Source organism: Eubacterium ramulus, from assembly GCF_045002895.1.
In the GTDB taxonomy this organism is placed as follows: Bacteria; Bacillota; Clostridia; order Lachnospirales; family Lachnospiraceae; genus Eubacterium_I; species Eubacterium_I ramulus.
In genome coordinates this window covers 3,058,730-3,084,932 of record NZ_CP173382.1, presented here as the reverse complement: position 1 = coordinate 3,084,932, position 26,203 = coordinate 3,058,730, and the positions used below count along the sequence as shown (strand labels likewise).

The window sequence follows — 26,203 nt, the reverse complement described above, 5'->3', positions numbered from 1 at the left end:
CAAAACTCGTGAAACTCCGTCGTTCACTTAATCGCTTCCCCCTGACAGGATTCTTCCTTTTCTCTATTTACACAGTGAAAACTATAACAACGCCAGTAACTACTGCTTCAAGTGATGCCGCAAGCCTTATTTCTTTTTTACTGATCCACCTATAAAACGGGTTCATTCGATTCTTCTCCTCTTCCGATCTGACAGACGGCAGCAAACGAACTTTCTAATCAGGCAACTGACGATGGAAACTGGTACTACTATGTAAACAGACAGGTCGTATTTTCCTAAGACAGCTTATTAGAATACTTTCTTAAATTTCATTAATAATTTACTGTTGCCCGCATTTTGTGATAAAATGAATAGCATATCGTTTAATCATACACAAAGGAGAGTAACATTCATGAAAAAACAGCAACTTGCAGCATTATGTTTGGCTGCCGGACTTGCTTTAACAGGAATTACATCTCCGGTGTCAGCAGCACAGACTGGCACCGGTATTTCCATGTCAGCAAATTCCACTGATACAACTATTTTCCCGGAACAGGCGGTTCAAACTACTCAGATAAGGTCTGAAGACCCGACCGATACAACAAATCCAACGAATCCTTCCGAACCGACAGACCCAACAAATCCGACGGATCCTTCTGAACCGACAGACCCAACAGACCCAACAGATCCGACAGAGCCATCCAATCCGGAAAAACCGGATACCACGGTAAAAAACGGGGTCTGCTATGATGAAGATACCGATACCTGGAACATTTACAAAGACGGCGAACTGGCTGAGCCATGCAACGGTCTGTATGACACAGAAGAAGGCTGGCTTTATATCGTGGACGGCAAATTTCAAAAAGACTACACCGGTCTTGCCCCAAACGGTGCCGGATGGTGGCGTATCGTTGACGGAAAAGTTGATTTTTCCTGCAACGGTCTTGTAGACAGTGAATATGGTTGGTGGTATCTGCGCGGCGGACGGATTGATTTCGAGTACACCGGCCTCGCAGAAAACGAGTACGGATGGTGGTATATCGAAAACGGCGGTCTGTATTTCAATGCTACCGGTCTTGCTCAAAATGAATATGGATGGTGGTACGTCCGCGACAGCAAAGTAGATTTTGGTTTTACCGGTCTTGCAAACAATGAAGTGGGCTGGTGGTATGTCCGTAACGGTCAGATTGATTTTTCCTATAATGGACTGATGTGTTACTTTGATACCTGGTGGAAGATCACAGGCGGAAAAGTAGATTTTGATTACACAGGAATTGCACCAAATGAATATGGCTGGTGGCGTGTGAAAAATGGTCAGATTGATTTCAGTTTTAACAGCATTGCATCCAACGAGCATGGATGGTTCTACCTGAACGGCGGAAAAGTTGACTTTGGCTTTACCGGCGTTGCTGAAAATGAAAACGGATGGTGGTATATCCAGAACGGATTTCTTGATTTTTCTATTACCGGAAACTATGTGGATGGCATCCGCACTTACAATGTTTCCAACGGCAGAGTCATCGGCTGCAACTTCTACCTGCCACAGACATCCATCATTCTGCCGGACGGCGGTTACAACCTGTCCACCGCAAATATCGGACTGAAAGTTATCAAAGTAAATCAGGCCGTATGTGGAAACAGCAGCGAGCGTTATACTTCTTCCACCGCATCTGCTGTAAAGACATTCCAGCGTACACACGGGCTTGGTGTCACTGGAATTGTAGACATCACCACATGGAAAGCAATGGGTTACTCCGAATATGACTGGTACAACCTCGGCACTTACCGCACACCGATCAAAGTATTCAACGGTGCCACCCGTGAATACCGCATCAATGCGATGCTCCAGACTGCTGCCGAATATGCATCTGCCGGCACAAAATACAAAGTTGGCTGTTCCGGAACACCGGGAACCTATGTAGATTGCTCCGGTCTGATCTACCAGTGTCTGTACGCGGCAGGTATCAACCCGGCTTCCAACATTGTAGATCACGCCCTTGCCATCTACGAATATACATCCGCAAACCTTGCTGCCGATAACAGACTCGGCATTGAAGTTGCATCTTACGATCTACAACCGGGCGATCTTGTATTTTATGCCAAAAATGGTAAAAGCAGCGTGTGCCACATTGCTATTTATGCCGGAAACGGATGCATCTATGATTCTTGGCCGGGCATCGGTGTTTCCTACCGCTCCTTAAATATCAGCGGTTACCATACCGTAAAAATCAGACGTGCCTTCTAAATACCGGCATAGGTATATTATTCATCAAATTTAACACAATGATTTTCTATCCCCTGTTTCTGCTCAGTCTGATTCAAGTCGAACGCACGTGAGACTTGGTGCGTGATTCTGGTCAGCGAAAGCTGACATATTCTTCTCAGAATCACTGCACATCCTCGCGGAGCGTTTATCTCAGTCGGAGATTGAACTCCCACTTGCAGAAGTGGGAGTCTCAACTCAGACTGAGATGAAAGCTTCTGCTTCTGTCAGTACCGGGTAAGAACAGGGGATCTTTTTATCTCAGTCAAAAACAGACTCCTACTTCCTGCTTCTTACTATTTTACGTAGTAGAAACAGGTGGTCTGACTTTCTTTGCTAAATCTCGATAAATCGATACCAGTAGCCAAACTCTCCCGTTTTCTGCCGGGTCATCTGTTTTGTCCGGAATTCCGGAAATCCGAAAATCCCTGCCATCAGTTGTTCCTGATTGGAAAACACGCCCGGAACCCCAAGAAACCACTGCCGCTGCTCCGCCTCCATATATCCGAACAGCACCATTTTATAGTTAAAATAACCATGCAGCAGAAAGCTGTTATTTGCCAGATACTGATATTCCTTTGGCAAAATTTTAAAATCCTGCATCTGCAGCTTCACGGCGTACACATTCCCATCCTCATCAAAAGGACAGCATAACGGATGTGCTGCACAGAAACATTCCCACTGCTTTTCCCAGGCGCCGACCGCCGGACAGAGATTCTTCTCCTGTGTCCGCGGAAACGGTCGGTTTTTCTGATATAACGCATCTCGGTTTTCTTCCGGTATGGATATCTCCTCTGCCGTCTGGGTTGCATGAAGTTCCCCGGTTAACTGATTTTTCTGTTCCTGCACAGGTTCCCTAGAGTCTCCTTGTCCCTCTTCTTCTGTATCCGCTTTCTCTGTGTCAGCTTCCTTCTGTCCACCGATCGGATCTATCTGATTCGTCATTTCTTCTTTTTCCACATCGTTTTCCACAGAATCTTCTTCCGCGCGATTTTCTGCTTCTGACTCTGTTCCTTTCTGCAATTTCAAATTCCGCCACACCGTTCCGACATCATCCCACTGACTGGCAACGAATCTGCCCGGTTCTTCCTGCTGACAGATATAGAGACCTCGCATTTCCTGCATGGAATGTGTCGTCTCCCCGACATGATCCGCATCGCACAGGAAAAACTGGCGGGCAATTCCCTCCTGAATCCGCAATTTTCCCAGATAAATGCCCACCGGAACATACGCATCCTTAGACAGGAAATAAACTTCCGCTTCGCTCCCCTTCATTCCCGTAATCTGAATCTGCACCCGGCAGTGGCCCTGCCTGATCTCTATTTTGGCAAATCCGCAATTCTCCTGCTTTTTCTCATCTTTGTACCGAAACATGTATGTAACAAACCTCTGATATCCGGGCATACGTTCACTCCTCATATAACACACTCTTTCTATAATGTATGAACTTCTTTTTCAATTATTCAGAAATAGCCCGCTTATTCTTATCCGGTGCACTGAATCATTGCAATTTTTTTCGAAAATTTCTGATAATTCTGTTGACAAACAGGATGTCACATGCTATATTAATTTCAACAACAATAATCATTATCATTTTCGAAAGGGAGATAGATGTTAAAACACAGCAAACAACGAGATGCCATTGAACAATTTCTGGCTACCAGATACGATCATCCCACCGCAGAAACCGTTTACCTGAATCTGCGGGAAGACTATCCAAAGATCAGCCTGGCAACTGTTTACCGCAATCTGTCGTTGCTTGCCGAATTAGGTAATATTCAGAAAATACCTACCGGAAACGGTCCGGACCGCTTCGACGGCCGACCGGAACCTCACAACCATTTTCTGTGTGATGAATGCGGCAGCATGATAGATTTACAAATGAACAGTATTGATCATGTAGATGAGATCGCCGCCCAGACATTTGACGGATTGATCAAAGGACATTCCATTTTATTCTATGGCATTTGCCCGGAATGTCTGAAAAAAGAACAACAATAAATGAATAAACCAGCCGAAAACGACTGATTTTAATAAAAATGATATTTAAACTTATTTCAAAAGAAAGGAAATGAATTATTATGAAAAAATTTGTATGTACAGTATGTGGTTATGTTTATGAAGGCGAGAAAGCTCCGGAAGTCTGTCCAATCTGTAAAGCTCCTGCTGAGAAATTCAAAGAGCAGACCGGCGAGAAAGTATGGGCTGCTGAGCATGTAGTAGGTGTTGCACAGGGCGTTAGCGAAGATATCCTTGCAGACTTAAGAGCAAACTTCGAAGGCGAGTGCTCTGAGGTTGGTATGTATCTGGCAATGGCAAGAGTTGCTCACAGAGAAGGATATCCGGAAATCGGATTATACTGGGAGAAAGCAGCTTACGAAGAAGCTGAGCATGCTGCAAAATTCGCAGAATTACTTGGTGAAGTTGTAACAGACAGCACAAAGAAAAACCTTGAAATGCGTGTAGATGCTGAGCACGGCGCAACAGAAGGAAAATTTGACCTTGCAAAACGTGCAAAAGCTGCAAACTTAGATGCAATCCATGATACCGTTCATGAGATGGCAAGAGACGAAGCAAGACACGGAAAAGCATTCGAAGGACTGCTTAAGAGATACTTTGGCTAAGCTACAAGCCGAGCAGGATAAAAAGAAAAGCAAGTCGGGAGGGAATTTATTCACTCCCCGGCTTGCTTTTCTTTTTAGACGTGTTGGGCGACAGCCCTCCATTCATAGCCCGCAAGGGCTATGAATGGCTCGGCGCAGCCTTATTTTAACTCCATCGCCACTTCCACATCATTCCCCACAGAAGTCACCTTTGCATAGCTTCCACAGATCAGCGGCATCGCCGGTGGAATATGTCCGATATCCAGATCCATAATGATCGGGACATTATATTTTCCAAGAATTCCTGTCACAGCCTCATACTGATCCAGCCCTAAGAATTCCTCTCCGTTACAATATGGACGGCCGATCAGAAATCCTTTGACATGGCCAAACCATCCGGCCTGCTCCATCTGCCATAATGCACGGCGGATTCCCATGACATTCAGATCACAGGCTTCGATAAACCAGATGATTCCGTCCTCTTTGTAGCGCTCGGTAAACGCCTGTACTTTATCGTATTTTGTACCAAGAAGCAGTGTCAGTACATCGAGACAGCCGCCGATCAGACGTCCTTCCATTTTGATATCTGTATCCGGTACTTTTTTACGGATGCATGGCTCTGTCACATTATAAGGTAGTAATGGATTTTCCTCATCCTTTAATCCTTCTTTTTCATACAGATCATAACCTTTGATCGTCAGTTTTTCTCCGGTCAGCACGTCAAATGCATCCTGAATCGCCGGATGCCACGGCTCCATGCCAAATGCTGCCGCACACGGTCCATAGACAGATGCCACATCACAGAGTGTGGTCAGTAAAAATGTCATGTTCGTATTGTCCGAATATCCCAGATACCATTTCGGTTTTGCCATTCTGATCTTTTCAAAATCCACATAGGGCAGATCCTCACACATCAGTTCCCCACCACCGCAGGAAATCAGCACATCGCTGGTATCATTGCAGTAATACTCCATCAGTTCCTGTCCGCACTTCTCCGGCGTGTTACTGATACCGATGCCGCATCCTTCGTAACAGTTTGGTCCCGGTTCCGTGCGGTAACCCATTTTTTCAAATTTATCCAACGCGTGTCCAAAAGCTGTCTTGTACGGCTCAATGTTGCAGCCAAAGGATGGTGCCACAAAGCCGATACAGCCATTCTTTTTTAAAAATTCCGGATATCTCATAATTTTTACTTTCCTTTCTACTATTGCCTAAATCTAAATTTATTTAAACATTGTCAAACAAATCATCCAAAACAATTACATTTGAAAATGCACTGCTATATTCATTATAATTCAGACCGAAAGTTGTTATCAATGTACTGTGGATTGCAAATTTAGGTGAAATCCTTTCAGCCAATATTGCTTGTCGTCTTAAAATTTTTTCGTAATAACTTTTGGTCACTCTAAACTCTCCACTGTAATACTTTATTTCACACATATTGATAACATTATCGTTTCTGCAGATCAGCAAATCTATTTGTGCTCCTTCCGTATCATCTTCTTTTTTTGACCATGCACTTGTCTCTGTAATCACTCCAGATATCCCAAGAGACCGCTTAATCTGTTCTATATGATTGAAGCATACATTTTCAAATGCAAAACCTCTCCATATAGAAACAGGTGCTGATGTAGTATTTTGCTGCCAAAATTTTTCACTTATTTTCTTTTGTTTCCAGATAAAATGCAAATAAAAAATACAAAATGGATCCACAAGTTTATAGTGTTCTTCTCGCTTTCCATACCCAAACGGAACATACTTCATAATAAAATCACTGGATATTAATGCATTTAGATTGCTGGATAATCTCCCACCATCAGTTATTTCAAGTTTTTCAACAATTTCTTTTCTGGTGAATCCTGCATTTCGCGTATATAATAATTGTACAATATTCTTAACCATATCCGGATTTACAAACACAGATGCAAACAGTCGATTATATTCATCTCTTAAAACAGCATTTTTCCCAAAAAATAATTTGTCTACATTCTGCGCCAAACTCATTTCCGGATTCACGTAACCCATATAATATGGTATCCCACCAAATATCATATAACTTTGTGCAATATCATATCGAGACATGTTTACATTATTACTTTTATACAATTCTTCACATTCTTTTAAATTAAAAGGTGATAATTTTATCTCATAAGTAACACGATTATATAGCCCTCCATGATTATTTAACAGTTTATCTTGTATCCAGGAATTTGCGCTCCCACATACAATTACCATTAAATTTTTACGATGACATCCCCAAGTATTCCAAAATGCTTCAAATGCTCGTATAAATCCAGATTTTGGTGTATCCAGCCACGGCAATTCATCAAGAAATATCACCTGTCTGCTTCCATCATCCCTATTTTGCAAAAATTTTTCCAACAACACAAAAGCATCTAACCAATTTTTAGGTTTTTCACATTTTTCCATTCCCTGAACGTTTAACGAATTATAAAAATGATCCAATTGTAATCTTAGTAAACCTTTTGAATTTTCATCTGCCGGAGAAAGACCAGCATGACGAAATGTAATTTTTCCCTCAAAAGTCTCATCTACAAGGTATGTCTTTCCTACTCGTCTTCTCCCGTAAATAGCAACTAGTTCTGCCTTATTTCGATTATATAATCGATTTAATTCTTTGACTTCCTGCTTTCTGCCAATCATATATGACCTCCAAAAGCGGCGGTCAATACTCATTTTTATCAATTCACCGCCGTTTTAATTATTATAAAATGTTTTAAAGCGGCGGTCAACACTCATTTTTATCAATTCACCGCCGTTTTTAACATTTTGTGTGCATATTTAACAAGAAAGTGTGCTATCACACACTTACGCGTTTAAAATTGTCAATAGCACATCTTTCTTGCCCGCGCCGAGCACGCTTGCAAAGCAAGAATCTCTTCTCGTGCGAGTGCGCATCGTTTGCACGAAGTGCTTTTGTTTGATAGGAAATTCATCGTAATTTCCTATCAAATTAAAAAAAATGCCGCCAGTCCAAAAGACTGACGACATTTTCATATTTTATATTAATTTGAACATGCTCCCTTCTTGAACAAAGTTCAAGAAGTATCGCGTTTGCAAAGCAAGCACTTTACTCCAGTTCAAACGCACCGGTATACAGCTGATAATATTTTCCTTTTTCTTCAATCAGCTTCTCATGGCTGCCACGCTCAATGATATGTCCCTGCTCCAGAACCATAATAACATCCGAATTCTGTACGGTAGACAGTCTGTGGGCGATAACGAATACGGTACGCCCTTTCATCAGTGCATCCATACCACGCTGTACGATAGCTTCTGTTCTCGTATCAATAGAAGAAGTTGCTTCATCCAGAATCATAACCGGCGGATCTGCAACGGCCGCACGGGCAATGGAGATCAGCTGTCTCTGTCCCTGGGATAAACCACTTCCATCACCGGAAAGTACCGTGTCATAACCGTTTGGCAGCATCCGGATAAATCCGTCTGCATTTGCCAGTTTTGCTGCTGCGATACATTCTTCGTCCGTTGCATCCAGTTTACCGTAACGGATATTCTCCATTACAGTTCCGGTAAACAGGTTGACCTCCTGAAGTACCACGCCCAGGGAACGGCGCAGATCTGCTTTTTTGATTCGTCCGATATCCAGTCCGTCATAAGTGATCGTACCTTTCTGAATATCGTAGAAACGGTTGATCAGGTTTGTAATGGTCGTCTTACCGGCTCCGGTTGCTCCTACGAAAGCAACTTTCTGTCCCGGCTCTGCATACAATGTAATGTCATGCAAAACCGTTTTCTCCGGGACATAACCAAAATCTACATCGTGGAATTTCACATCCCCACGCATCTCTACCAGCTGAACGCTTCCATCTGCCTGCGGCACTTTCCATGCCCAGTGACCGGTACGCTCTGCACACTCGGTCAGTGTATCGCCATCCTTTTTTGCACGGACCAGAGTGATAGTTCCCTCATCTTCTTCCACTTCTTCATCCAGAAGTTCAAAAATACGCTCTGCACCGGCAATGGCCATAACAACGAAGTTTAACTGCTGGGAAACCTGACTGATCGGGTTTACAAAGCTTCTTGATAACTGCAGGAAAGATGCGATGGCACCAAGTGTCAGTACGCTGACACCTGTCAGGCTGATGTTTGTCACACCACTGATAGCAAGAGCTCCACCTACGATTGCTACAACAACGTAAAGGATAAATCCGATATTGTTCAGAATCGGCATCAGAATATTTGCATAAGAATTCGCCTTTGTCGCATTGACGCAGAGTTCTCCGTTTTTCAGATCAAATCCTTCTTTTGCCTGCTCCTCATGGCAGAATACTTTGACAACCTTCTGTCCGTTGATCATCTCTTCGACGTAACCGTTTACATCACCCAGAGAAACCTGCTGCTTGATAAAGTATTTTCCGCTTCGGCCAGCCACAGAACCGATTACTTTCAGAATGATAAAAACAAAAGCAACCACGATCAGCGTCAGCCAGAAACTGATACTCAGCATGGAAATAAATACGACCACGATCGTCATAACAGAGTTCAACAGCTGCGGAATACTCTGTGAGATCATCTGACGCAAGGTATCGGTATCGTTGGTATAATGACTCATAATATCGCCATGTGCATGAGTATCAAAATATCGGATCGGCAGTTTCTGCATATGAGAAAACATCTCATCACGGATTTTTTTCAGAATTCCCTGTCCGATGACAACCATAAAACGGTTATACAGGTAAGCGGCTATCGCACCTGCAAACAGGATCACCGCAACTTTAATCAGATACTGCTTCAGACCGGTAAAATCAACCTGGGACTGTGTCAGTAACGGGGTAATATAATCATCGATCAGATCCTGGATAAACACAGCGGAGTAAGCAACCGTTGCTGCAGAAACCGCAATACAGATGACTACAAAAATGAAGCGGAGTTTATATGCGCTCAAATATCCAAGGAGACGTTTCACGGTTCCTTTTGTATCTTTTGCTGCAGACATACGTTTTTTATTACTGCTCATCGTCACTTCCTCCTTTCACCTGTGATTCATATACTTCACGATAAATATCGCTACTCTTCAATAATTCTTCATGTGTACCGTAAGCACTGATCTTACCATCATCCATAACAATGATGTGATCCGCATCCTGAACGGAAGAAACACGCTGCGCAATGATGATCTTGGTCGTATCCGGAATCTCTTCCAGGAAAGCTTTGCGGATTAGTGCATCTGTCTTGGTATCTACCGCGCTGGTAGAATCATCCAGAATCAGGATCTTTGGTTTCTTCAGTAATGCACGGGCAATACACAGACGCTGTTTCTGTCCGCCGGAAACGTTATTTCCGCCCTGCTCGATGTACGTATCATATTTATGTGGGAATGTCTGTACAAAATCATCAGCCTGAGCCAGTTTACATGCATGGATCAGTTCTTCATCCGTTGCTTTCTCGTTACCCCAGCGTAGATTTTCCTTAATAGTACCTGAAAACAATACATTTTTCTGAAGTACCATAGCTACGGAATCACGCAGTGTCTCAAGATCATAATCGCGCACATCTACGCCACCGACTTTGACCTCACCGGAAGTAACATCATACAATCGCGGAATCAACTGTACCAGACTGGATTTGGAAGAACCGGTTCCACCGATGATACCAATCGTCTCACCGGAATTGATTTTCAAGTTAATGTTATCAAGTACCGGTTTATCCGCTTTTTTCGCATAGGAAAATGCAACATTTTCAAACTCGATGGATCCGTCTGGAACTTCTGTCACCGGATTCTCTTTGTTCTGAATATCACTTTCCTCTGTCAGAATCTCAACGATACGCTCTGCAGAAGATCTTGCGATGATAACCATTACAAATACCATAGAAATCATCATCAGACACATCAAAATCTGAATTGCATAGGAAAACAGACTCATCAGTTCACCGGTTGTCATACCACCGGCAATACCCGGTGTATTTCCACTGACAATGATCGCCTTAGCTCCGATCCATGCAATAGCCAATAAGCAGACATTGATGGCACACATCATTGCAGGCATATTAAATGCCAGCATTTTCTCTGCTTTTGCAAAATCCACATAGATTTTTTTTGAAATTTTTCCAAACTTCTGATCCTCATGCTCCTCACGGATAAAGGATTTTACGACTCTGACTCCGTGCAGATTCTCCTGAACCACCTCATTCAAACGGTCATACGTATTAAATACACGTTCAAAATAAGGGTGTACATGCTGCGCCAGCCAGATCAGAATAAATCCAAGTACCGGAATGGTTGCCAGAAAGATCAGGGAAATCTTCACATTAATAGTGAATGACATGATCATTGCGAAGATCATCATAATCGGTGCACGGACTGCAACGCGGATGAGCATCTGATATGCATTCTGTACATTTGTCACGTCCGTGGTCAGACGGGTTACGATACTTGCCGTCGAGAACTTATCAATGTTGGAAAAAGAAAAGTTCTGGATCCGATAGTACATATCCTTTCGCAAATTCTGTGCGAGACCGCAGGATGCGATCGATGCCTGATGGCCTGCCATTGAGCCGAAGGCAAGTGCGATCATTGCAAGTACTAAAAGGATGATTCCATATTTCCAGATGACGGACATACTTCCGGCTTCAATGCCTTTGTCGATCAGACTCGCCATAACAAATGGGATCAGCACTTCCATGATAACTTCTACGGTTACATAAACCGGCGTCAGAATACTTGCCGTTTTATATTCCCGTATGGATTCCATTAACTTTTTTACAAGTTTCACGTTTTGTTTTCCTCCTGTTTCTTATTTTTTTAAACCTATATTACAAAAACCATCTTTCATATTTTGCTGCATGCGGTGCATATAATCAAAGAACTGCTCCAGTTCCTGCTCGGAAAAACCTTTTGACAACGTCTCCTCCACCACACTGAAATCCTCCAGCATGAGCTCATCGATTTCTCTTCCCTTATCTGTCAGAATAAGTTTCTTCAGACGTGCATCCCAAGGTACACTCTGTCGCTCCACCATGCCCTTTTCTACCATCAGATTAACTACCTTTGATGCCGTAGACCGGGTAATCTCAAAATTTTTCTCTAAATCTTTCTGAAATACATCTTCGTTATTTTTTGTTTTATCCGAAATATATCCAATGATCCAGGCATTGGCACCTGTAACACTGTCTATTTTCTTTTTATTCGGTGAATTTTCGATCCAACGGTGAATCTGATGTGACAGGATCCGGATATCATTCCCGATGCAATCCTTTTTCATAACGCTCCTCCTTCCCAAAGCTTTGTTATTATAACGCAAAAAATGTTTGCTGTCAAACAGTTTGACAGCAAACATTTTTATGTTTTATGATACTTTTTATTCAAATCAACCACTGCAGTTTTTATTTTTTGAGGTTATGTGTGTACTCGGTTGACAGTATATAACCATCCTTATAATGTAGCCAATAACGACAAAGCTTAAAATGAAACATAGTACGAAAAAAATGGTGGAATGATTGGCGTCATGAAAACGTTTTAAGCCAATTATATAATCGTATACAAAATATAAAATATTGATAATTATAAAAATAACAGTGGACAATGTTATTTTATCTGCAAACCAGGTCTGCCAGGCACTGAAATATACAATTTGAATAATTGTGTAAACGAGGATGCCAATAATAAATAGGCGCCAGAAATCATATCTGCCAAGATAAGACGATTTGCCATTAAAGTGTTTCATAATATCTCCCCCTTGTCTATTAGGGTAGTGTCAAAAACTACCTGTTTTTTATTGTTCTAAATCCTATGAATATGGTCTTTATCCGTTTCCATATATCTGATAATAACACTGTGCCTTTGACATATCTCATATGAATACTGCTTTATATCATCTGATATCTGTCTCGAAACCAGTAATTTCTTCCTATATTTGCAGACGAAAATAATGTGATATTGTAATAGGTATTTGTGTCTGTTTTTAGATTTCCATGTTCCCATGCCATGAGTATACCATAATTTCTGTTTTTTTGCTACCTTAACCCACCGTCTAAAGCCAGTGGGATTGCGGTAGCCTTATTTCAAAAAATAAAAAAATTTGTGTTTTTGAAAACGACATCTTGCATATACTATTAGCAGACAGTATACTAAGTACAACGAAGCGGTTTCGAAAAATGAAAAAACTTCAATTTTTGAAAGTGGGTGAGTAAATGAAAACAATCACGAGAGCAAAATATCTCGATAGAATCATTGAACTAAACGGCACTCCTGACATCAAGATTATCACGGGTATTCGTCGATCTGGTAAGTCCAAACTGATGCAGGCGTACATTGCGTATCTGAAAAGCAACTTTGAAAACATCAATATTATCTTCATTGACTTCATGGATTTAGCGTATGAAGAAATCAAGGAATACCATGCCTTACACACCTATGTGGAAGAACATTATCAGGAAGGCAAAACGAACTACCTGTTTGTAGACGAGGTTCAGATGTGTCCCAAGTTTGAGCTGGCAATCAACAGCCTGTACTCTAAGGGAAAATACGACATCTATGTAACAGGCTCTAATGCTTTCCTGTTGAGTGCGGATCTGGCAACTCTGTTTACCGGACGTTATATTGAAATTCATGTGTTTCCTTTCAGTTTCCAGGAATATTGCCAGTTTTATGATGATATTAGTGACAAAGATAAGCTCTTTGATGAGTACGCTATCAAAGGCGGTTTAGCAGGTTCCTATGCTTATAGAACCGAAAAAGACAGAACAAACTATATAAAAGAAGTCTACGAAACCATTGTTACAAGGGACTTAGTACAGAAATATGCTCTGCCGGACACTTTGGTTTTACAGCGTCTGAGCGAGTTCCTTATGGATAATATCAGCAACCTGACTTCTCCGAATAAGGTTAGTCAGCTACTGACAGCAAATGAGACTCCAACCAATCATGTAACCGTTGGAAAGTACATTAAGTATTTGTGCAATGCTTTTGTATTTTATGATATTAAAAGATACGACATCCGAGGTAAGAAATACCTTGAAAGCTCTGAAAAGTTCTATTTGTGTGACAGCGGTATTCGATATGCAATACTGGGAAGCAGAAATATGGATTATGGCAGAGTATATGAAAACATCGTTTGCATCGAGCTTCTTCGCCGTGGATACGATGTCTATGTCGGCAAGCTCTATCAAAAGGAGATCGACTTTGTTGCTCAGAGAGGTAGCGAAAAGATTTATATTCAGGTCAGCGACAACATTTCCGGGCAGGAAACATTTGAGAGAGAATGTTCTCCTCTGCTTCAGATTCGAGATGCTTATCCGAAAATGATTATTGCCAGAACCAAACATCCTCAATATAGTTATGAAGGAATCGTAATTCACGATATAGCCGATTGGTTACTACAAGAATAGGCAGGTCGAAATATCTCCGTCATTCTCTTTTGAAATGATGGAGATATTTTTATGTGCGCCTTGCGGCGCAGGTCACTAATCTGGTATTATTTTTTTCTATATCATATCTCAAATCCAGAAAAAATTTAGGATGTCGATGCAGACAATATCTACCTGATCAACACCCTGTTTTCTGATTAAAAAATAATATCAGATTTGTTTTTTAATAATACAATTCCGGAAATCAGAACCAGTAATCCGATGATCATTGCACACACACCGGCGATAATCCCCAAAATACCGGAATGTTTCATCTTAAAATAAATATTTTCCATCTTTTTCTCTCTCCTGTGTCATACTCGATTTCATGTTAGCAATCAGGTTTTCTCTCACCCAATTGCTTTATATAAATATATTTTACCATTATTCTAACCGTATTCCCATAGTTTTTTCTAACTGAAAAATAAATTTTTCATAAAAAGGCTCACTTGCGAACGATACTTCTTGAACCGCCGATAAAAAAATACGACCAGCCCACAACTTTTGTGAACCAGTCGTATTTTCTATTTTTTATACAAATGTAAATCTCACTATGTGATAAGTATAATCACTTAAGCTGCTTATCTCTGAGAACGTCCGATCTCAAGACCTTTCTCGAAAGCTTCTTTGTTCAGCGGAAGTAATTTTGCTTTTTTCGCAAGTTTATGCTCGATGGTTCCCCATACAACTTCCGGAGATACAACCTCTGTATAACCAACGTATACACCAAGCATGATTACGTTTAATACTTTTGCATTTCCCATTTCCAGAGCCATCTCTGTAACCGGTGCTTTTACAACTTTCACGTCTGTTCTGTCGATATCCTCTTCCGGAACGATAGAGCTGTTGATGAAAAGTGTACCACCCTGTTTCAGAGTCGGAAGGAATTTCTGCAGGGACGGACCGTTCATAACGATCAGGTCGTCCATAACATCACCCAGAGGTGCTCCTACCATCTCGTCGGAGATTACAACGAAGCAGTTCGCTGTACCACCACGCTGCTCAGCGCCGTAGGACGGGAAGAAAGTAACGTTTTTATCTGTAGAATCACAGGTTGCAGATGCAAGGAATTTACCAAGAGTCATAACACCCTGTCCGCCGAATCCGGCAACACATAAATTTGTTTCCATATTGACTTCCTCCTATTTATCTCTGATTACGCCCAGCGGATATTCCGGAAGCATTTTCTGCTCGATGAAATCCAATGCGTCTAACGGCTCAAGTCCCCAGTTTGTCGGGCAGCTTGTTACGATTTCTACCATAGAGAAGCCTTTTCCGTCGATCTGATTCTGGAACGCTTTCTTGATTGCATTTTTGGTTTTGATAACATTCTGCGGAGTGTTGCAGCTTGTTCTCTCCAGGTAAGCCGGAGCTGTCAGCTTGTCTAAAATCTCACACATATGCATCGGGTAACCATGCTCTTCCGGGATACGTCCTTTCGGAGCTGTGGAAGCTTTCATGCCAACCAGAGTAGTCGGCGCCATCTGTCCACCTGTCATACCATAAATACCGTTGTTAATGAAGATAACAGTGATGTTCTCACCACGGTTAGCTGCAGAAACAGACTCTGCAAGACCGATGGAAGCGAAGTCACCATCACCCTGATATGTGAAATACAGAGTATCCGGATTGCTTCTCTTCATACCTGTTGCTACTGCACAGGCACGACCATGCGGTGCTGTAATTGTATCATATGCGATATAATCCATATGAAGACCACAGCATCCGATGCCGGTAACCATAACTGCTTTATCTACAAGGTTCATCTCTTCGAGAGCCTCACCGATTAATTTTACAACCGTGCTGTGCATACAGCCCGGGCAGAATCCGGATACTTTATCTTCCTGGATTGTTTTTGTTCTTGAATAAACTAATTCCATGTTCCGTATCCTCCTTATTATCCTAAAATCTTTTTAACAGCCTCGATCACTGCCTCACGGCTCATGATGTTACCACCGGAGCACAGGCATGTCTCGATAGCGCAACGACCTTTAACACCCATCTCTACGTCCTCAACGAACTGTGCCGGAATAGACATCTCTACGTCAAGAACTGCTTTACAGATATCGTAGTTGATCTTGTCATAAGAAGCATATGGGAACGGGCTGACTGTAATAGGACGGATCAGACCGATCTTGTAACCTTCCTTACGAAGAATGTCTACAACAGATTTGCAGATACGGGCGGAGATACCATAAGCTGTAAGTACAAGCTCAGCATCCTCGATCTGATACTCTTCAACCATGATATCTTTTTCCCAGCTGGCATACATCTTTGCAGCATCTTCGTTCCATGCCTGCATTTTCTTTGTATCCCACTGACCCGGCTGGATCCAGGAACGATTTGCATAGTCAAGTTCATGACCAATACAAGCCCATTTCTTTTTGCTCTCTTTGATTGCTGCGATCTCTTCATCAGATTTCATCTCTGGAAGTTCAACCGGCTCCATCATAGTTCCAATTACACCGTCTGCAAGGATCAGAACCGGGTTCATGTCACGATCTGCATAATCAAATGCTGCATATGTAAGATCAACTGCCTCCTGTACAGTAGACGGAGCCAGAACCATCATACGGAAACCACCGTTACCGGAAGCTTTTGTAGCCTGGAAATAATCCTGCTGAGCTGGCTGGATTGCACCTACACCAGGGCCTCCTCTGGAAATATTGGAATATACAATTGGAACACGTGCTGCTGCACAATAGGAAATTCCCTCACTCTTTAATGAGATTCCAGGGCTGGAAGAAGATGTCATAGATCTTGTTCCTGCTGCTGCTGCTCCGTATACCATGTTTACAGATGCAACCTCAGATTCACCCTGTACAAAGTTACCGCCTACTTCCGGAAGTCTTCTTGCAAAATACTCCGGGATCTCGTTCTGCGGTGTGATAGGATATCCGGCGAAAAATCTACAGCCGGCTCTTACTGCTGCTTCAGCGATAGCTTCACAGCCTTTCATTAATACTCTTGCCATAATCTTTCTACCTCCTTATTTGTAGATCTCTATCGCACCATCCGGACAGATACGTCCGCACATACAACAGGCGATACAAGCATCCATGTTTGTCGGTACCACATACTCATAACCCTTAGAGTTTACTTCATGTCCGATTTCCAGTACGTTCTTCGGACAGAACTTAATGCAGTAACCACAGCTTTTACAGCGTTCTGATTTAACCACGATTTTTGCCATCGATTAAATCCTCCTCTCAAGATAATAAATACTTGTTATAATTGATTATTTTTAAACATCGATATACACGATGTTTGAAAGCTTGATTCTCCGGGAATCATCCCCGTCCCGGAACCGGCTGACCATCTGCAAAGTCTGTCTGCAGCCAGGGATAAGTCAGAAACAATTCAATCGGAAATACCGGCACATCTGAGGAATCTTTTACGTCCTCGTACAGATCTTCCCTGACACATGCAAAATCCACCGCAATATACGGTGTCACCATTTCAGACATCTTACGGCTACCCTCGATAAATTCCTTTGCTGTTGTGGTGATTCCATTGTTCGGATTGTTCACCATATGAAGTTTACCAAGCTGTATATGGGAAACACCGAGAATCTGTCCCAGTGTACCATCGATATGATCGATATCATTGGACCACGGTCGATATGCATTCAGCACATAATACACAATGGTATTGTCTTTGTTTAGCTTTGGCGCATAACCGCCGATGGCGCGCGCTCCGATGTGATCTCCGCCGACATCCATAACCACGTAACAATCTTCATCCTTCAGCAGACGATTGACACCTCCGACAACCGTCGGTGCATCCATGAACTGTTTTTCATGATGACAGATAATTCCCAAGGCTTCCATCTGCATCTCTACATCTCTGGAGCGAAACAGTGGCTTGGTCATATCCATGTCAAAGAAATGTACCGGCTTGTCCTGAAGCTGCACCAGCCATTTTGCGAAATTAATGGAAATCTCGCTTTTTCCGCTTCCGGCTTCGCCGACAAATACAAAATTAATGTTGTCTCCAATGAGCTTTTTTAATTTATCCTGCATTCTGCAGCTTCCTCCGTTCCATTCCCTGATCGGAAATTTTCTCATCGAAGCCATTCTACTACATTTCCTTGAGTTAGTCACGCCTTTTTTTATAAAAAATATGAAATATCATATATTTTGCACGATTTATTATAAAAAAAGAAGAACAAACGAAAAATTTGCTCTTCTCATACGCTTTTTCAAGAATGCCCTCGTCATTTTCGAATAATGATCATGACTTCCTCCCCGTAGCGTTCCGCCAGCGTCTCATACAACATCCGGATAATTTTTGCATGGGCACAGTTTTTTCGGAACGCTCCAACGATCGGAACCGATGCTTCCAAGCGCACATATTTGAATTTTTTGTCATAAATTGGCTGACACCACAGATCCATAATTGCCGCACTGTCCTCCCGATCCATCAGTGACAATAGCGTGGCATGATTTGGCACCACTTTTGTCTTAGGAATAAATTCCTTCTGCACACAGATCTGTTCCAGATTTGCCCTGGAATATTCCACCGGTGCATCCGCTGACAGATAAAAAACAGAATCCTGAAAATCCGCAATATCCTTTTTTGTTCCAAACTCTTTTGGATAAATCACCGCCTGCGGTACCTGGCAGATTTCCATTACTTCCAGATCACTGTGCAATTTCTCCAGCTCCGGGAAATTCATGGTCAGAATAAAATCGAGATTTCCACTGTAAAGCAGATCATACAGCCGCTCATAAGAATGGCTTTCCAGATCCACGTTCAGATATGGAAACTCCTCCTGCAGTGCATCCAGCATCAGCGGATAAAATCCTGTTATACTCCACCCCCGCACATATCCGAACTTCAGCGTCGTGATATCGGTATTTTCACGCTGGATCAGTTCACTCTTCCTCTTTGTCTCTTCAAACTCCCGTCTGCATTTTTCAAACATTTCGTAATATAATTTTCCGCTCTCTGTCAGCTCCAGCGTCTTATGTGCGGAACGCGCAAACAGCTTTGTATTTAATTCCTTCTCCAGCGTAGCGATCATTCTGCTGACCCCCGGCTGTGTCAGATACAATTTTTCTGCTACCTTTGTAAAATTCCGTTCTTTCACAGCTTCTAAAAAACATGCAATCTGCCGGTCATTCATCTGTTGCCTTCTCCTTATTTCCCCATAAGTCCTTAACATTTCAGGGTTTATCATACCATAAATCATATGATAGGTAAACAAATCATTATTTTTCTTCCCGGTCCGTAATTGTTATAATAGATGCAACGTAACCGATGGTTCACTGAATGATATTTCATCTCAGAATCACACACCAAGTCTCACATGCGTTCGACTTGAATTTAATTTGAAGGAGAAGGAAACATGCAAACAAACAAAGAAGCACTGCTGGCACTGTTAAAAGGTGAAAAAGCAGATTTTATCCCGGAAGTATATTCTACCATGAAAGATGTGGTTTTCCCGGGAGACCGATACATCGAACTTGGAGATAAATTCGATCCTTACGGAACCGGCCCGGATGCCTGGGGCGTTCTATGGACCAATCAGGGACCTGATCCTATCATTGACGGAAACATGGTCGCCAAAGATTTTAAACTGTTTGACGATATGGATGAATGGAAAGAAAAAGTCAAATTCCCGCCACTGGATTTCATGCCGATCGAGCAGATCTTCCAGGCAATGTGCGGAGGTATGCACGTAAATCCGGAAACTGATGTGGTTTCCTGTCTGATTCTTTCCGGACAGTTTGAACGTATGAATCAGCTCATCGGTATGGAAAATGCACTTTGTGCTTTCTATGAATATCCGGACGAAGTACATGAGTTTTTTGATGCTATGTGTGAATATAAATTAAAATGTATTGACCTTGCTTACAAATATCTGAAACCGGATGTTATTCATATGCATGACGACTGGGGAACAAATAAAAATCTGTTCTTCTCCCCGGAAATCTGGCGCGAATTCATAAAACCAAACGAAGAAAAATACGTAAAACGTATCCACGATCACGGCATGCTCTACATCCATCACTCCTGTGGTAATGTCGACAAGATCATTCCGGAACTGGCTGAAATCGGTATCGATGCCCTGGAACCGGTTATGCTTTGTAATGATATCGAAGGCAGTCTGAAGACATGTGGTGACAAGATAACCCTTATGGGCGGCATCGATAATCAGATGATTGATCAGAAAGGTACCGATGAGGATGTCATCCGTGCAGAAGTGCGCCGTGCCATGGACACGTATGTTGGAAAAGGACGTTATATCCCTTACTATATCCCGACAAACAAAGAAACGTTCGGTATCTACATCGATGAAGTAACAAAATATGGCAAAGATATTTTCCACAAATAAAAATCTGCGGATGCCACAATGATTCCTAATTAAAACCAGATACATAATTAAGAGTATTTATAAGAAACTTCATATATTTTTAAGATCTCATTGTTATACTAAGAATTATAACAGTGAGATTTTTTTACAGAAAACAAAGGACGTATACGATTATGCATATGAAAAACACCAAGAAGAAAACACTTACCGGTCTGCTGATCTGCATTTTCCTCATTGCAGCTCTTTTTCTCGGCGGAAAACTGTTGTTTTATCATGTTTCTGATGCAGAAAATATCTGGTATTTTTCCGGCGATACTGCTCAGAGGATAGAAAATATACAGATGCTTCCGGAACATGCACTGGACGATTATGATTCTCTGATGGTTGTTGCACATCCCGATGACGAAACAATCTGGGGCGGGGCGCATCTGCTAAAAGGCAAATATGTCGTAGTCTGCATTACAAACGGAAACAACCGCACCCGCAGAAAAGAGTTTGCCGCTGTCATGAAACAGACGGATTCTATCGGTCTTATGCTATCCTTTCCGGATAAAACCCATGGCAAACGCAACAACTGGGAAAGCTGCCGGGAAGAAATCCAACAGAGCATCGACACCATCGTTGCACAGAAAGACTGGGCCACCATCGCAACCCACAATTCCAAGGGCGAATATGGCCATATCCATCACCAGATGACAAGTGCCATCACCACTGCCGCTGCGAAAAAGGCAGATCTGACAGATCATCTGTATTACTTCGGAACTTATGTCAAAGCGAAAAATATGGAAAAGCAAAAAAATCAGCAATATCTCACCAATCCGCTTACCGGCGACGAATTGGAAGCGAAGCTCTGTCTCACAAAGTTCTACGCTTCCCAGCACAAAGTCATGGAGCATCTTGGACACATGCTTCCTTACGAAAACTGGATTCCGGCATCCTGATCCGCTTTCCGGATTTCTTATAATGATAGGGTGTCAAAACGCCCAAATCCTGATTCCACGGACTGCTCCGTGCTTTTGACACTGTAATCTTATAATTATTCTTCTATGCACCTCTGTCGAAGGCACATGCCGTATCATTCGGCAAATTTGGTCAGAGTATCGCCACTCATGCGGTAAATGGTCCAGTCTGCCTGTGGTTCGGCACCAAGAGAAAGATAAAAATCGATACTTGGCTTATTCCAGTCGAGACAGACCCATTCAAAACGTCCGCAGCCACGTTCCACTGCAATGGATGCCAGTTTTTTCAAAAGTGCTTTTCCGTATCCTTTTCCACGATATTCCGGCATTACAAACAAGTCCTCCAAATAAAGGCCTGCCCGTCCAAGAAAGGTAGAAAAGTTATGGAAGAACAGTGCAAAACCGACTTCCGTCCCGTCCACAACAGCAAAAAGCACCTCCGCTTTCTGCTTGTCAAAAATCCATGTCTCCAGAATACTTTCGTCTGCAATCACATCATCCGACATATCCTCGTAAGCTGCCAGTTCTTTGACAAATTGCAAAATCAACCCCGTGTCTTTTCTCTCCGCATTTCGAAATGTTACTTTGTTCTCCATAGATAGTTACCCCCTTAATAATCAGCAGCAGAAACTGCTGCTTTTCACCTGTTATTTTTCAATTCGACCTTATATTTCTTTTTACCACATACCACGTCTTTTATAGAAGCAGACGTTCTCTTATATGTGAGTATATCATCATCTAAAAATTAACACAAATTGTATTTTTTGATTTCGTGTTTTACTTCTGTTCTATCTCCAGACGCTGTGCATCTTCCAGTTCCGTTTCCGCCTCTTTCGCAATTTCCTGCGGACGTTCCGCTTCAAGGACCATGCTGTGTTTTACTACCAGAATCCATCCGGTTGCCAGCGGCACAAAGCCAAGATATGCCGCGCGCACCGCAAAGGCATTGACTGCTACCGCACCATAACATGCTCCGATAAAAAAGGAAAGTACCGTATTGGTATACAAAATACCCTTTTTCTTAAATTCCGAATCTTTTGTCAGAAAATACTGTGTCCATCCAAGCACTGCCTGCTTAAAGTTGTTACTGGAAAAGATGGTTGAGCTGTTATATCCGTTTGCTGAAGAATACACCCCCCACTGAAACGCAGAGCAGAAAAAGATCGGATACAGTCCAACCAGCACCGGTTTTAACGGCAGTAATGAGGATGCCACTAATCCCGCTGCATCCACCACAATGGCTAATTTACGCATATTTATGTTCGTATGGTTCGTCAGAATGTACGAAACCACCACTCCGCCACCAAAAAGCGGTAATGCAAGGAATCGCAGCAACACATCGTACCACTCGCCGGATACCAAAGATGCCGCCATTTCCATGATATTTCCGGTCTGCGCAGAACCGAAATTTCCCATATGTAGTAAGATCGCATAGGCTCCGAGAAATCCACCCACAAGGGCAAAATTCCAGTGAATCAAAGCTTCCCAATTGTCTTTTGTTACTTTTTGTTTCATTGTAGTTGCCTTTCTTTTTCAGAAATTGTAATGTCTTTGATTTTTTCCTTGCCTATCATAGCACTATCTCTTTTATTAAGCAAAAATTTTTTTATATACAAAAACCACCCGGAGTTTGAACGCAGAATAAGCATTCCCCCGCTTCAAGTGCGTAGAGCACTAAGCGGTGGGTAAGGGGGATGCTTATGGTCAAAAAGGAGCCAACCCTTTCGGTGTTGGCTCCTTTGCGCTTCCTTCATCTTTTTTGGTTAACGCCATTTTAGTTTGTTTTATTGGTGGAAACAAGGATTCTAAGCCTAAGTTTTTCTGTGCTAAAGCACACAGTCAAAGAATACTTTCATTCCTGTCACAAGACGCACATCACATAGCAGATATGTGATTTCTTATGTTTGTAAACTTACTTCTTCTTCCTGCTTCTTCTCACTCTGAATTTCGGGCATTCCACTACCTGACAACGAAAGCTCTGCTTGCACTCCTGTCTGCACTCCTGACACATTTCATTGTACTGGATCTCCTGCGCTTCATTCAGCATAAAATCTGCTTCGCCCATGGGCAGGCCATAGATCAGCTCTGACAGATCTAACTGTTCATATGTTTCCGCATTCTCTCTGTCTGAAAATGCTTCCCCTGGCAAATTATTTTTGCTCATCGGCTGCTGCCTCTGTCGCAGTCTCTGCGTCGGTTTCTTCCGCATCCTCTGCAGCTTCTTCGCCTTCTAATGTCTCATCCTCTTTGACTTTTGTGATGCTTGCCACCGTAACATCATTTTCCATGTTGATCAGTTTCACACCTGATGTAACACGGCCAAGGATAGAAATATCGCTGACTTTCATACGGATGATAATGCCTTCTGTATTGATGATCATGATCTCATTGTCATCATTTACGGCTTTCACACCAACCAGGTTTCCGGTCTTCTCTGTGATCTTGTAGCATTTTACACCTTTACCGCCACGGTTCTGAGCAGTAAATTCATCGATGGAAGTACGTTTTCCAAGTCCTCGCTCGGATACGATCAGCAAATGCTCACCCTGCGTATTGAGCTGCATGCCAACTACTTCATCACCGTCTGCCAGACTCATACCGATGACACCCATGGATACACGACCGGTACTTCTTACATCGGTCTCATGGAAACGGATACACTGACCATATTTTGTCACAAGGAAAATATCCTGTGAATCATCGGTAAATTTAACCTCGATCAGTTCATCGTCTTCACGCAGCGTAATTGCTGCCAGGCCTGTCTTTCTGACATTTGCATAGTCTGTGATGGCCGTTTTCTTTACGATACCTTTCTTGGTAGCCATAAACAGGTACCAGCCATCTCTGTAATCCTTGATCGGGATAACGGCTGTGATCTTCTCTCCCGGTGCCAGCTGCAGCAGGTTGATGATGGCCGTTCCACGAGCTGTTCTGCTCGCTTCCGGAATCTCATAAGCTTTCATACGATATACTTTTCCGGTATTGGTAAAGAACATCAGATAATGGTGGGAAGTTGTCATAAACAGCTCCTCGATATAATCATCATCGATCGTCTCCATACCTTTGATACCACGGCCGCCACGATGCTGTGCACGGAAGTTATCCGCACTCATACGTTTGATATAACCAAGTTTTGTCATGGCAATGACTGTATTTGTCACCGGAATGAGATCTTCCATGGAAATATCGTACTCATCATATCCGATGGAAGTACGTCTGTCATCACCATATTTTGCACTGATGACCATGATTTCTTCTTTGATCACACCAAGCAGTTTTTTCTCATCTGCCAGGATTGCTTTCAACTCGGCAATACGTGCCATCAGATCTTTGTATTCTGCTTCCAGTTTCTCACGTTCCAGACCAGTCAGAGCTCTCAGTCGCATATCTACGATTGCCTGAGACTGTGCATCGGTCAGACCGAAACGTTCCATTAATTTTGCTTTTGCTTCCTGTGTCGTACGGCTTCCACGGATGATGGCAATCACCTCATCAATGTTATCCAGCGCGATCAGTAAGCCCTGTAAAATATGGGCACGCTCTTCTGCTTTGTTTAATTCGTATTTGGTACGTCTGGTTACGACATCCTCCTGATGTCTCAGGTAATGTTTCAGCATATCAAGCAGGTTGAGTACTTTCGGTTCATTGTTGACCAGCGCCAGCATAATAACACCAAAGGTATCCTGCAGCTGTGTATGCTTAAATAACTGATTTAAGATAACGTTCGGGTTGACATCTTTTCTCAGTTCGATACATACACGCATACCCTGACGGTCAGACTCATCGCGAAGATCTGTAATACCATCCACACGTTTATCTTTCACCAGCTCAGCGATTTTTTCAATCAAACGGGCTTTGTTTACCATATATGGAAGTTCTGTAACAACGATACGGTTTTTGCCATTCTGCATCGGCTCAATATCTGTCACGGCACGCACACGGATTTTACCTCGTCCGGTGCGATAAGCTTCCTCGATACCTGCGGTACCAAGGATCATACCTCCGGTTGGGAAATCCGGTCCTTTGACCACTTCCAGAATCTCTTCAATGGTAGTATCTCTGTCCTCTTCCACACGATTGTCGATAATCTTTACCACAGCGTTGATAACTTCGCGCAGGTTATGTGGCGGAATATTTGTTGCCATACCTACAGCAATACCTGTCGTTCCATTTACCAGAAGGTTCGGGTATCTGGATGGAAGTACCACCGGTTCCTTTTCTGTCTCATCAAAGTTTGGCTGGAAATCAACGGTGTTCTTGTTGATATCTGCCAGCATTTCCATGGAAATCTTACTCAGACGCGCCTCTGTGTAACGCATGGCAGCTGCGCCGTCACCGTCCACAGAACCAAAGTTTCCGTGACCATCCACCAGCGGATAACGTGTGGACCAGTCCTGCGCCATGTTTACCAGGGCACCATAGATGGAGCTGTCCCCGTGTGGATGATATTTACCCATTGTATCACCGACAATACGCGCACATTTACGATGCGGTTTATCCGGTCCGTTGTTCAATTCGATCATGGAATAGAGAACTCGGCGCTGTACCGGTTTCAATCCGTCTCTGACATCCGGAAGTGCTCTGGATGCGATTACGCTCATGGCATAATCAATGTAGGATTTCTCCATGGTTTTTTTCAGATCCACGTCATGAATCTGATCAAATATCTTGTCGTCCATTTATATTCCTCTCT

At 42.6% G+C, this 26,203-nt stretch carries 25 protein-coding genes; 6 read left to right on the top strand and 19 right to left on the bottom strand.

Going from position 1 to position 26,203, the window contains the following annotated elements; translation table 11 throughout:
- The first annotated feature begins 391 nt into the window (after window positions 1–391).
- Complete coding sequence (locus tag ACIRUQ_RS14335) at window positions 392–2,224, top strand: C40 family peptidase (protein ID WP_055289916.1); 1,833 nt, start codon at window positions 392–394, stop codon at window positions 2,222–2,224.
- Window positions 2,225–2,578: 354 nt separating this feature from the next.
- Here ACIRUQ_RS14335 and ACIRUQ_RS14330 read toward each other — a convergent pair whose 3' ends face one another.
- Window positions 2,579–3,646, bottom strand: coding sequence for a DUF6128 domain-containing protein (locus tag ACIRUQ_RS14330; protein ID WP_055289915.1), 1,068 nt, complete (start codon window positions 3,644–3,646; stop codon window positions 2,579–2,581).
- A gap of 207 nt (window positions 3,647–3,853) precedes the next feature.
- Between ACIRUQ_RS14330 and ACIRUQ_RS14325 the strand changes: the two genes are divergently transcribed.
- Both ACIRUQ_RS14325 and ACIRUQ_RS14320 read left to right on the top strand, forming a co-directional pair.
- A complete protein-coding gene (locus ACIRUQ_RS14325; protein ID WP_021738062.1) occupies window positions 3,854–4,243 on the top strand; it encodes a transcriptional repressor in 390 nt (129 codons plus the stop codon).
- 80 nt (window positions 4,244–4,323) lie between these two features.
- Window positions 4,324–4,866, top strand: a complete 543-nt coding sequence (locus ACIRUQ_RS14320; RefSeq protein WP_021738063.1) for an NADH peroxidase — start codon at window positions 4,324–4,326, stop codon at window positions 4,864–4,866.
- 140 nt (window positions 4,867–5,006) lie between these two features.
- Here the strand turns inward: ACIRUQ_RS14320 and ACIRUQ_RS14315 are convergent, their stop codons facing one another.
- From ACIRUQ_RS14315 to ACIRUQ_RS14285, 7 genes are all read right to left on the bottom strand, one after another.
- The gene (locus tag ACIRUQ_RS14315; protein ID WP_055289913.1) at window positions 5,007–6,029 is read right to left on the bottom strand and encodes a S66 peptidase family protein; all 1,023 of its coding nucleotides are present in this window, start codon (window positions 6,027–6,029) and stop codon (window positions 5,007–5,009) included.
- A gap of 43 nt (window positions 6,030–6,072) precedes the next feature.
- Window positions 6,073–7,509, bottom strand: a complete 1,437-nt coding sequence (locus tag ACIRUQ_RS14310; protein WP_022036362.1) for an ATP-binding protein — start codon at window positions 7,507–7,509, stop codon at window positions 6,073–6,075.
- 427 nt (window positions 7,510–7,936) lie between these two features.
- Window positions 7,937–9,844 carry an ABC transporter ATP-binding protein gene (locus ACIRUQ_RS14305; RefSeq protein WP_055289910.1) on the bottom strand — a complete coding sequence of 636 codons (1,908 nt, stop codon included), beginning with the start codon at window positions 9,842–9,844 and terminating at the stop codon, window positions 7,937–7,939.
- Entirely contained in the window at window positions 9,834–11,579 is a 1,746-nt protein-coding gene (locus tag ACIRUQ_RS14300) for an ABC transporter ATP-binding protein (protein ID WP_055289959.1), read from the bottom strand. The genes ACIRUQ_RS14305 and ACIRUQ_RS14300 overlap by 11 nt, the downstream gene beginning before the upstream one ends.
- A gap of 42 nt (window positions 11,580–11,621) precedes the next feature.
- Window positions 11,622–12,089, bottom strand: a complete 468-nt coding sequence (locus tag ACIRUQ_RS14295) for a MarR family winged helix-turn-helix transcriptional regulator (protein ID WP_070103952.1) — start codon at window positions 12,087–12,089, stop codon at window positions 11,622–11,624.
- Between the two features lie 105 nt (window positions 12,090–12,194).
- A complete protein-coding gene (locus ACIRUQ_RS14290) occupies window positions 12,195–12,551 on the bottom strand; it encodes a DUF805 domain-containing protein (RefSeq protein ID WP_055289909.1) in 357 nt (118 codons plus the stop codon).
- A gap of 56 nt (window positions 12,552–12,607) precedes the next feature.
- Window positions 12,608–12,808 carry a transposase gene (locus ACIRUQ_RS14285; RefSeq protein ID WP_242831177.1) on the bottom strand — a complete coding sequence of 67 codons (201 nt, stop codon included), beginning with the start codon at window positions 12,806–12,808 and terminating at the stop codon, window positions 12,608–12,610.
- 209 nt (window positions 12,809–13,017) lie between these two features.
- On the opposite strand from ACIRUQ_RS14285, the gene ACIRUQ_RS14280 reads away from it, so the two are divergent.
- Window positions 13,018–14,214, top strand: a complete 1,197-nt coding sequence (locus ACIRUQ_RS14280) for an ATP-binding protein (protein ID WP_055289907.1) — start codon at window positions 13,018–13,020, stop codon at window positions 14,212–14,214.
- Between the two features lie 176 nt (window positions 14,215–14,390).
- On the opposite strand, the gene ACIRUQ_RS14275 is transcribed toward ACIRUQ_RS14280, so the two are convergent.
- From ACIRUQ_RS14275 to ACIRUQ_RS14245, 7 genes are all read right to left on the bottom strand, one after another.
- Window positions 14,391–14,528 carry a hypothetical protein gene (locus ACIRUQ_RS14275; protein ID WP_021738071.1) on the bottom strand — a complete coding sequence of 46 codons (138 nt, stop codon included), beginning with the start codon at window positions 14,526–14,528 and terminating at the stop codon, window positions 14,391–14,393.
- Window positions 14,529–14,813: 285 nt separating this feature from the next.
- Window positions 14,814–15,362: a 2-oxoacid:acceptor oxidoreductase family protein gene (locus tag ACIRUQ_RS14270; RefSeq protein ID WP_021738072.1), complete on the bottom strand. Its 549-nt coding sequence runs from the start codon at window positions 15,360–15,362 to the stop codon at window positions 14,814–14,816.
- Between the two features lie 12 nt (window positions 15,363–15,374).
- Window positions 15,375–16,112 (bottom strand): thiamine pyrophosphate-dependent enzyme, encoded by a 738-nt coding sequence (locus tag ACIRUQ_RS14265; RefSeq protein ID WP_021738073.1) that lies wholly within the window; start codon window positions 16,110–16,112, stop codon window positions 15,375–15,377.
- A 17-nt stretch (window positions 16,113–16,129) separates the two neighbouring features.
- The gene (gene vorB / locus ACIRUQ_RS14260) at window positions 16,130–17,206 is read right to left on the bottom strand and encodes a 3-methyl-2-oxobutanoate dehydrogenase subunit VorB (protein WP_055289905.1); all 1,077 of its coding nucleotides are present in this window, start codon (window positions 17,204–17,206) and stop codon (window positions 16,130–16,132) included.
- 15 nt (window positions 17,207–17,221) lie between these two features.
- Window positions 17,222–17,425, bottom strand: coding sequence for a ferredoxin family protein (locus ACIRUQ_RS14255; protein WP_021738075.1), 204 nt, complete (start codon window positions 17,423–17,425; stop codon window positions 17,222–17,224).
- A 97-nt stretch (window positions 17,426–17,522) separates the two neighbouring features.
- Window positions 17,523–18,308, bottom strand: a complete 786-nt coding sequence (locus ACIRUQ_RS14250) for a hypothetical protein (RefSeq protein WP_242853586.1) — start codon at window positions 18,306–18,308, stop codon at window positions 17,523–17,525.
- A gap of 140 nt (window positions 18,309–18,448) precedes the next feature.
- A complete protein-coding gene (locus ACIRUQ_RS14245) occupies window positions 18,449–19,360 on the bottom strand; it encodes a LysR family transcriptional regulator (RefSeq protein ID WP_055289902.1) in 912 nt (303 codons plus the stop codon).
- Window positions 19,361–19,582: 222 nt separating this feature from the next.
- Between ACIRUQ_RS14245 and ACIRUQ_RS14240 the strand changes: the two genes are divergently transcribed.
- Entirely contained in the window at window positions 19,583–20,572 is a 990-nt protein-coding gene (locus ACIRUQ_RS14240; RefSeq protein WP_022036116.1) for a uroporphyrinogen decarboxylase family protein, read from the top strand.
- Between the two features lie 158 nt (window positions 20,573–20,730).
- Window positions 20,731–21,492: a PIG-L family deacetylase gene (locus tag ACIRUQ_RS14235; protein ID WP_082432748.1), complete on the top strand. Its 762-nt coding sequence runs from the start codon at window positions 20,731–20,733 to the stop codon at window positions 21,490–21,492.
- A gap of 134 nt (window positions 21,493–21,626) precedes the next feature.
- Here the strand turns inward: ACIRUQ_RS14235 and ACIRUQ_RS14230 are convergent, their stop codons facing one another.
- The 4 genes from ACIRUQ_RS14230 to gyrA all read right to left on the bottom strand — a co-directional run bounded on the left by ACIRUQ_RS14230 (window position 21,627) and on the right by gyrA (window position 26,189).
- Window positions 21,627–22,106, bottom strand: coding sequence for a GNAT family N-acetyltransferase (locus ACIRUQ_RS14230; RefSeq protein ID WP_021738081.1), 480 nt, complete (start codon window positions 22,104–22,106; stop codon window positions 21,627–21,629).
- Window positions 22,107–22,287: 181 nt separating this feature from the next.
- Window positions 22,288–23,025, bottom strand: coding sequence for a YoaK family protein (locus ACIRUQ_RS14225; RefSeq protein WP_055289900.1), 738 nt, complete (start codon window positions 23,023–23,025; stop codon window positions 22,288–22,290).
- A 397-nt stretch (window positions 23,026–23,422) separates the two neighbouring features.
- Entirely contained in the window at window positions 23,423–23,674 is a 252-nt protein-coding gene (locus ACIRUQ_RS14220; RefSeq protein WP_055289898.1) for a hypothetical protein, read from the bottom strand.
- Window positions 23,661–26,189 (bottom strand): DNA gyrase subunit A, encoded by a 2,529-nt coding sequence (gene gyrA / locus ACIRUQ_RS14215; RefSeq protein ID WP_055289896.1) that lies wholly within the window; start codon window positions 26,187–26,189, stop codon window positions 23,661–23,663. Before gyrA ends, ACIRUQ_RS14220 begins: the two co-directional genes overlap by 14 nt.
- Between the last annotated feature and the right edge of the window lie 14 nt (window positions 26,190–26,203).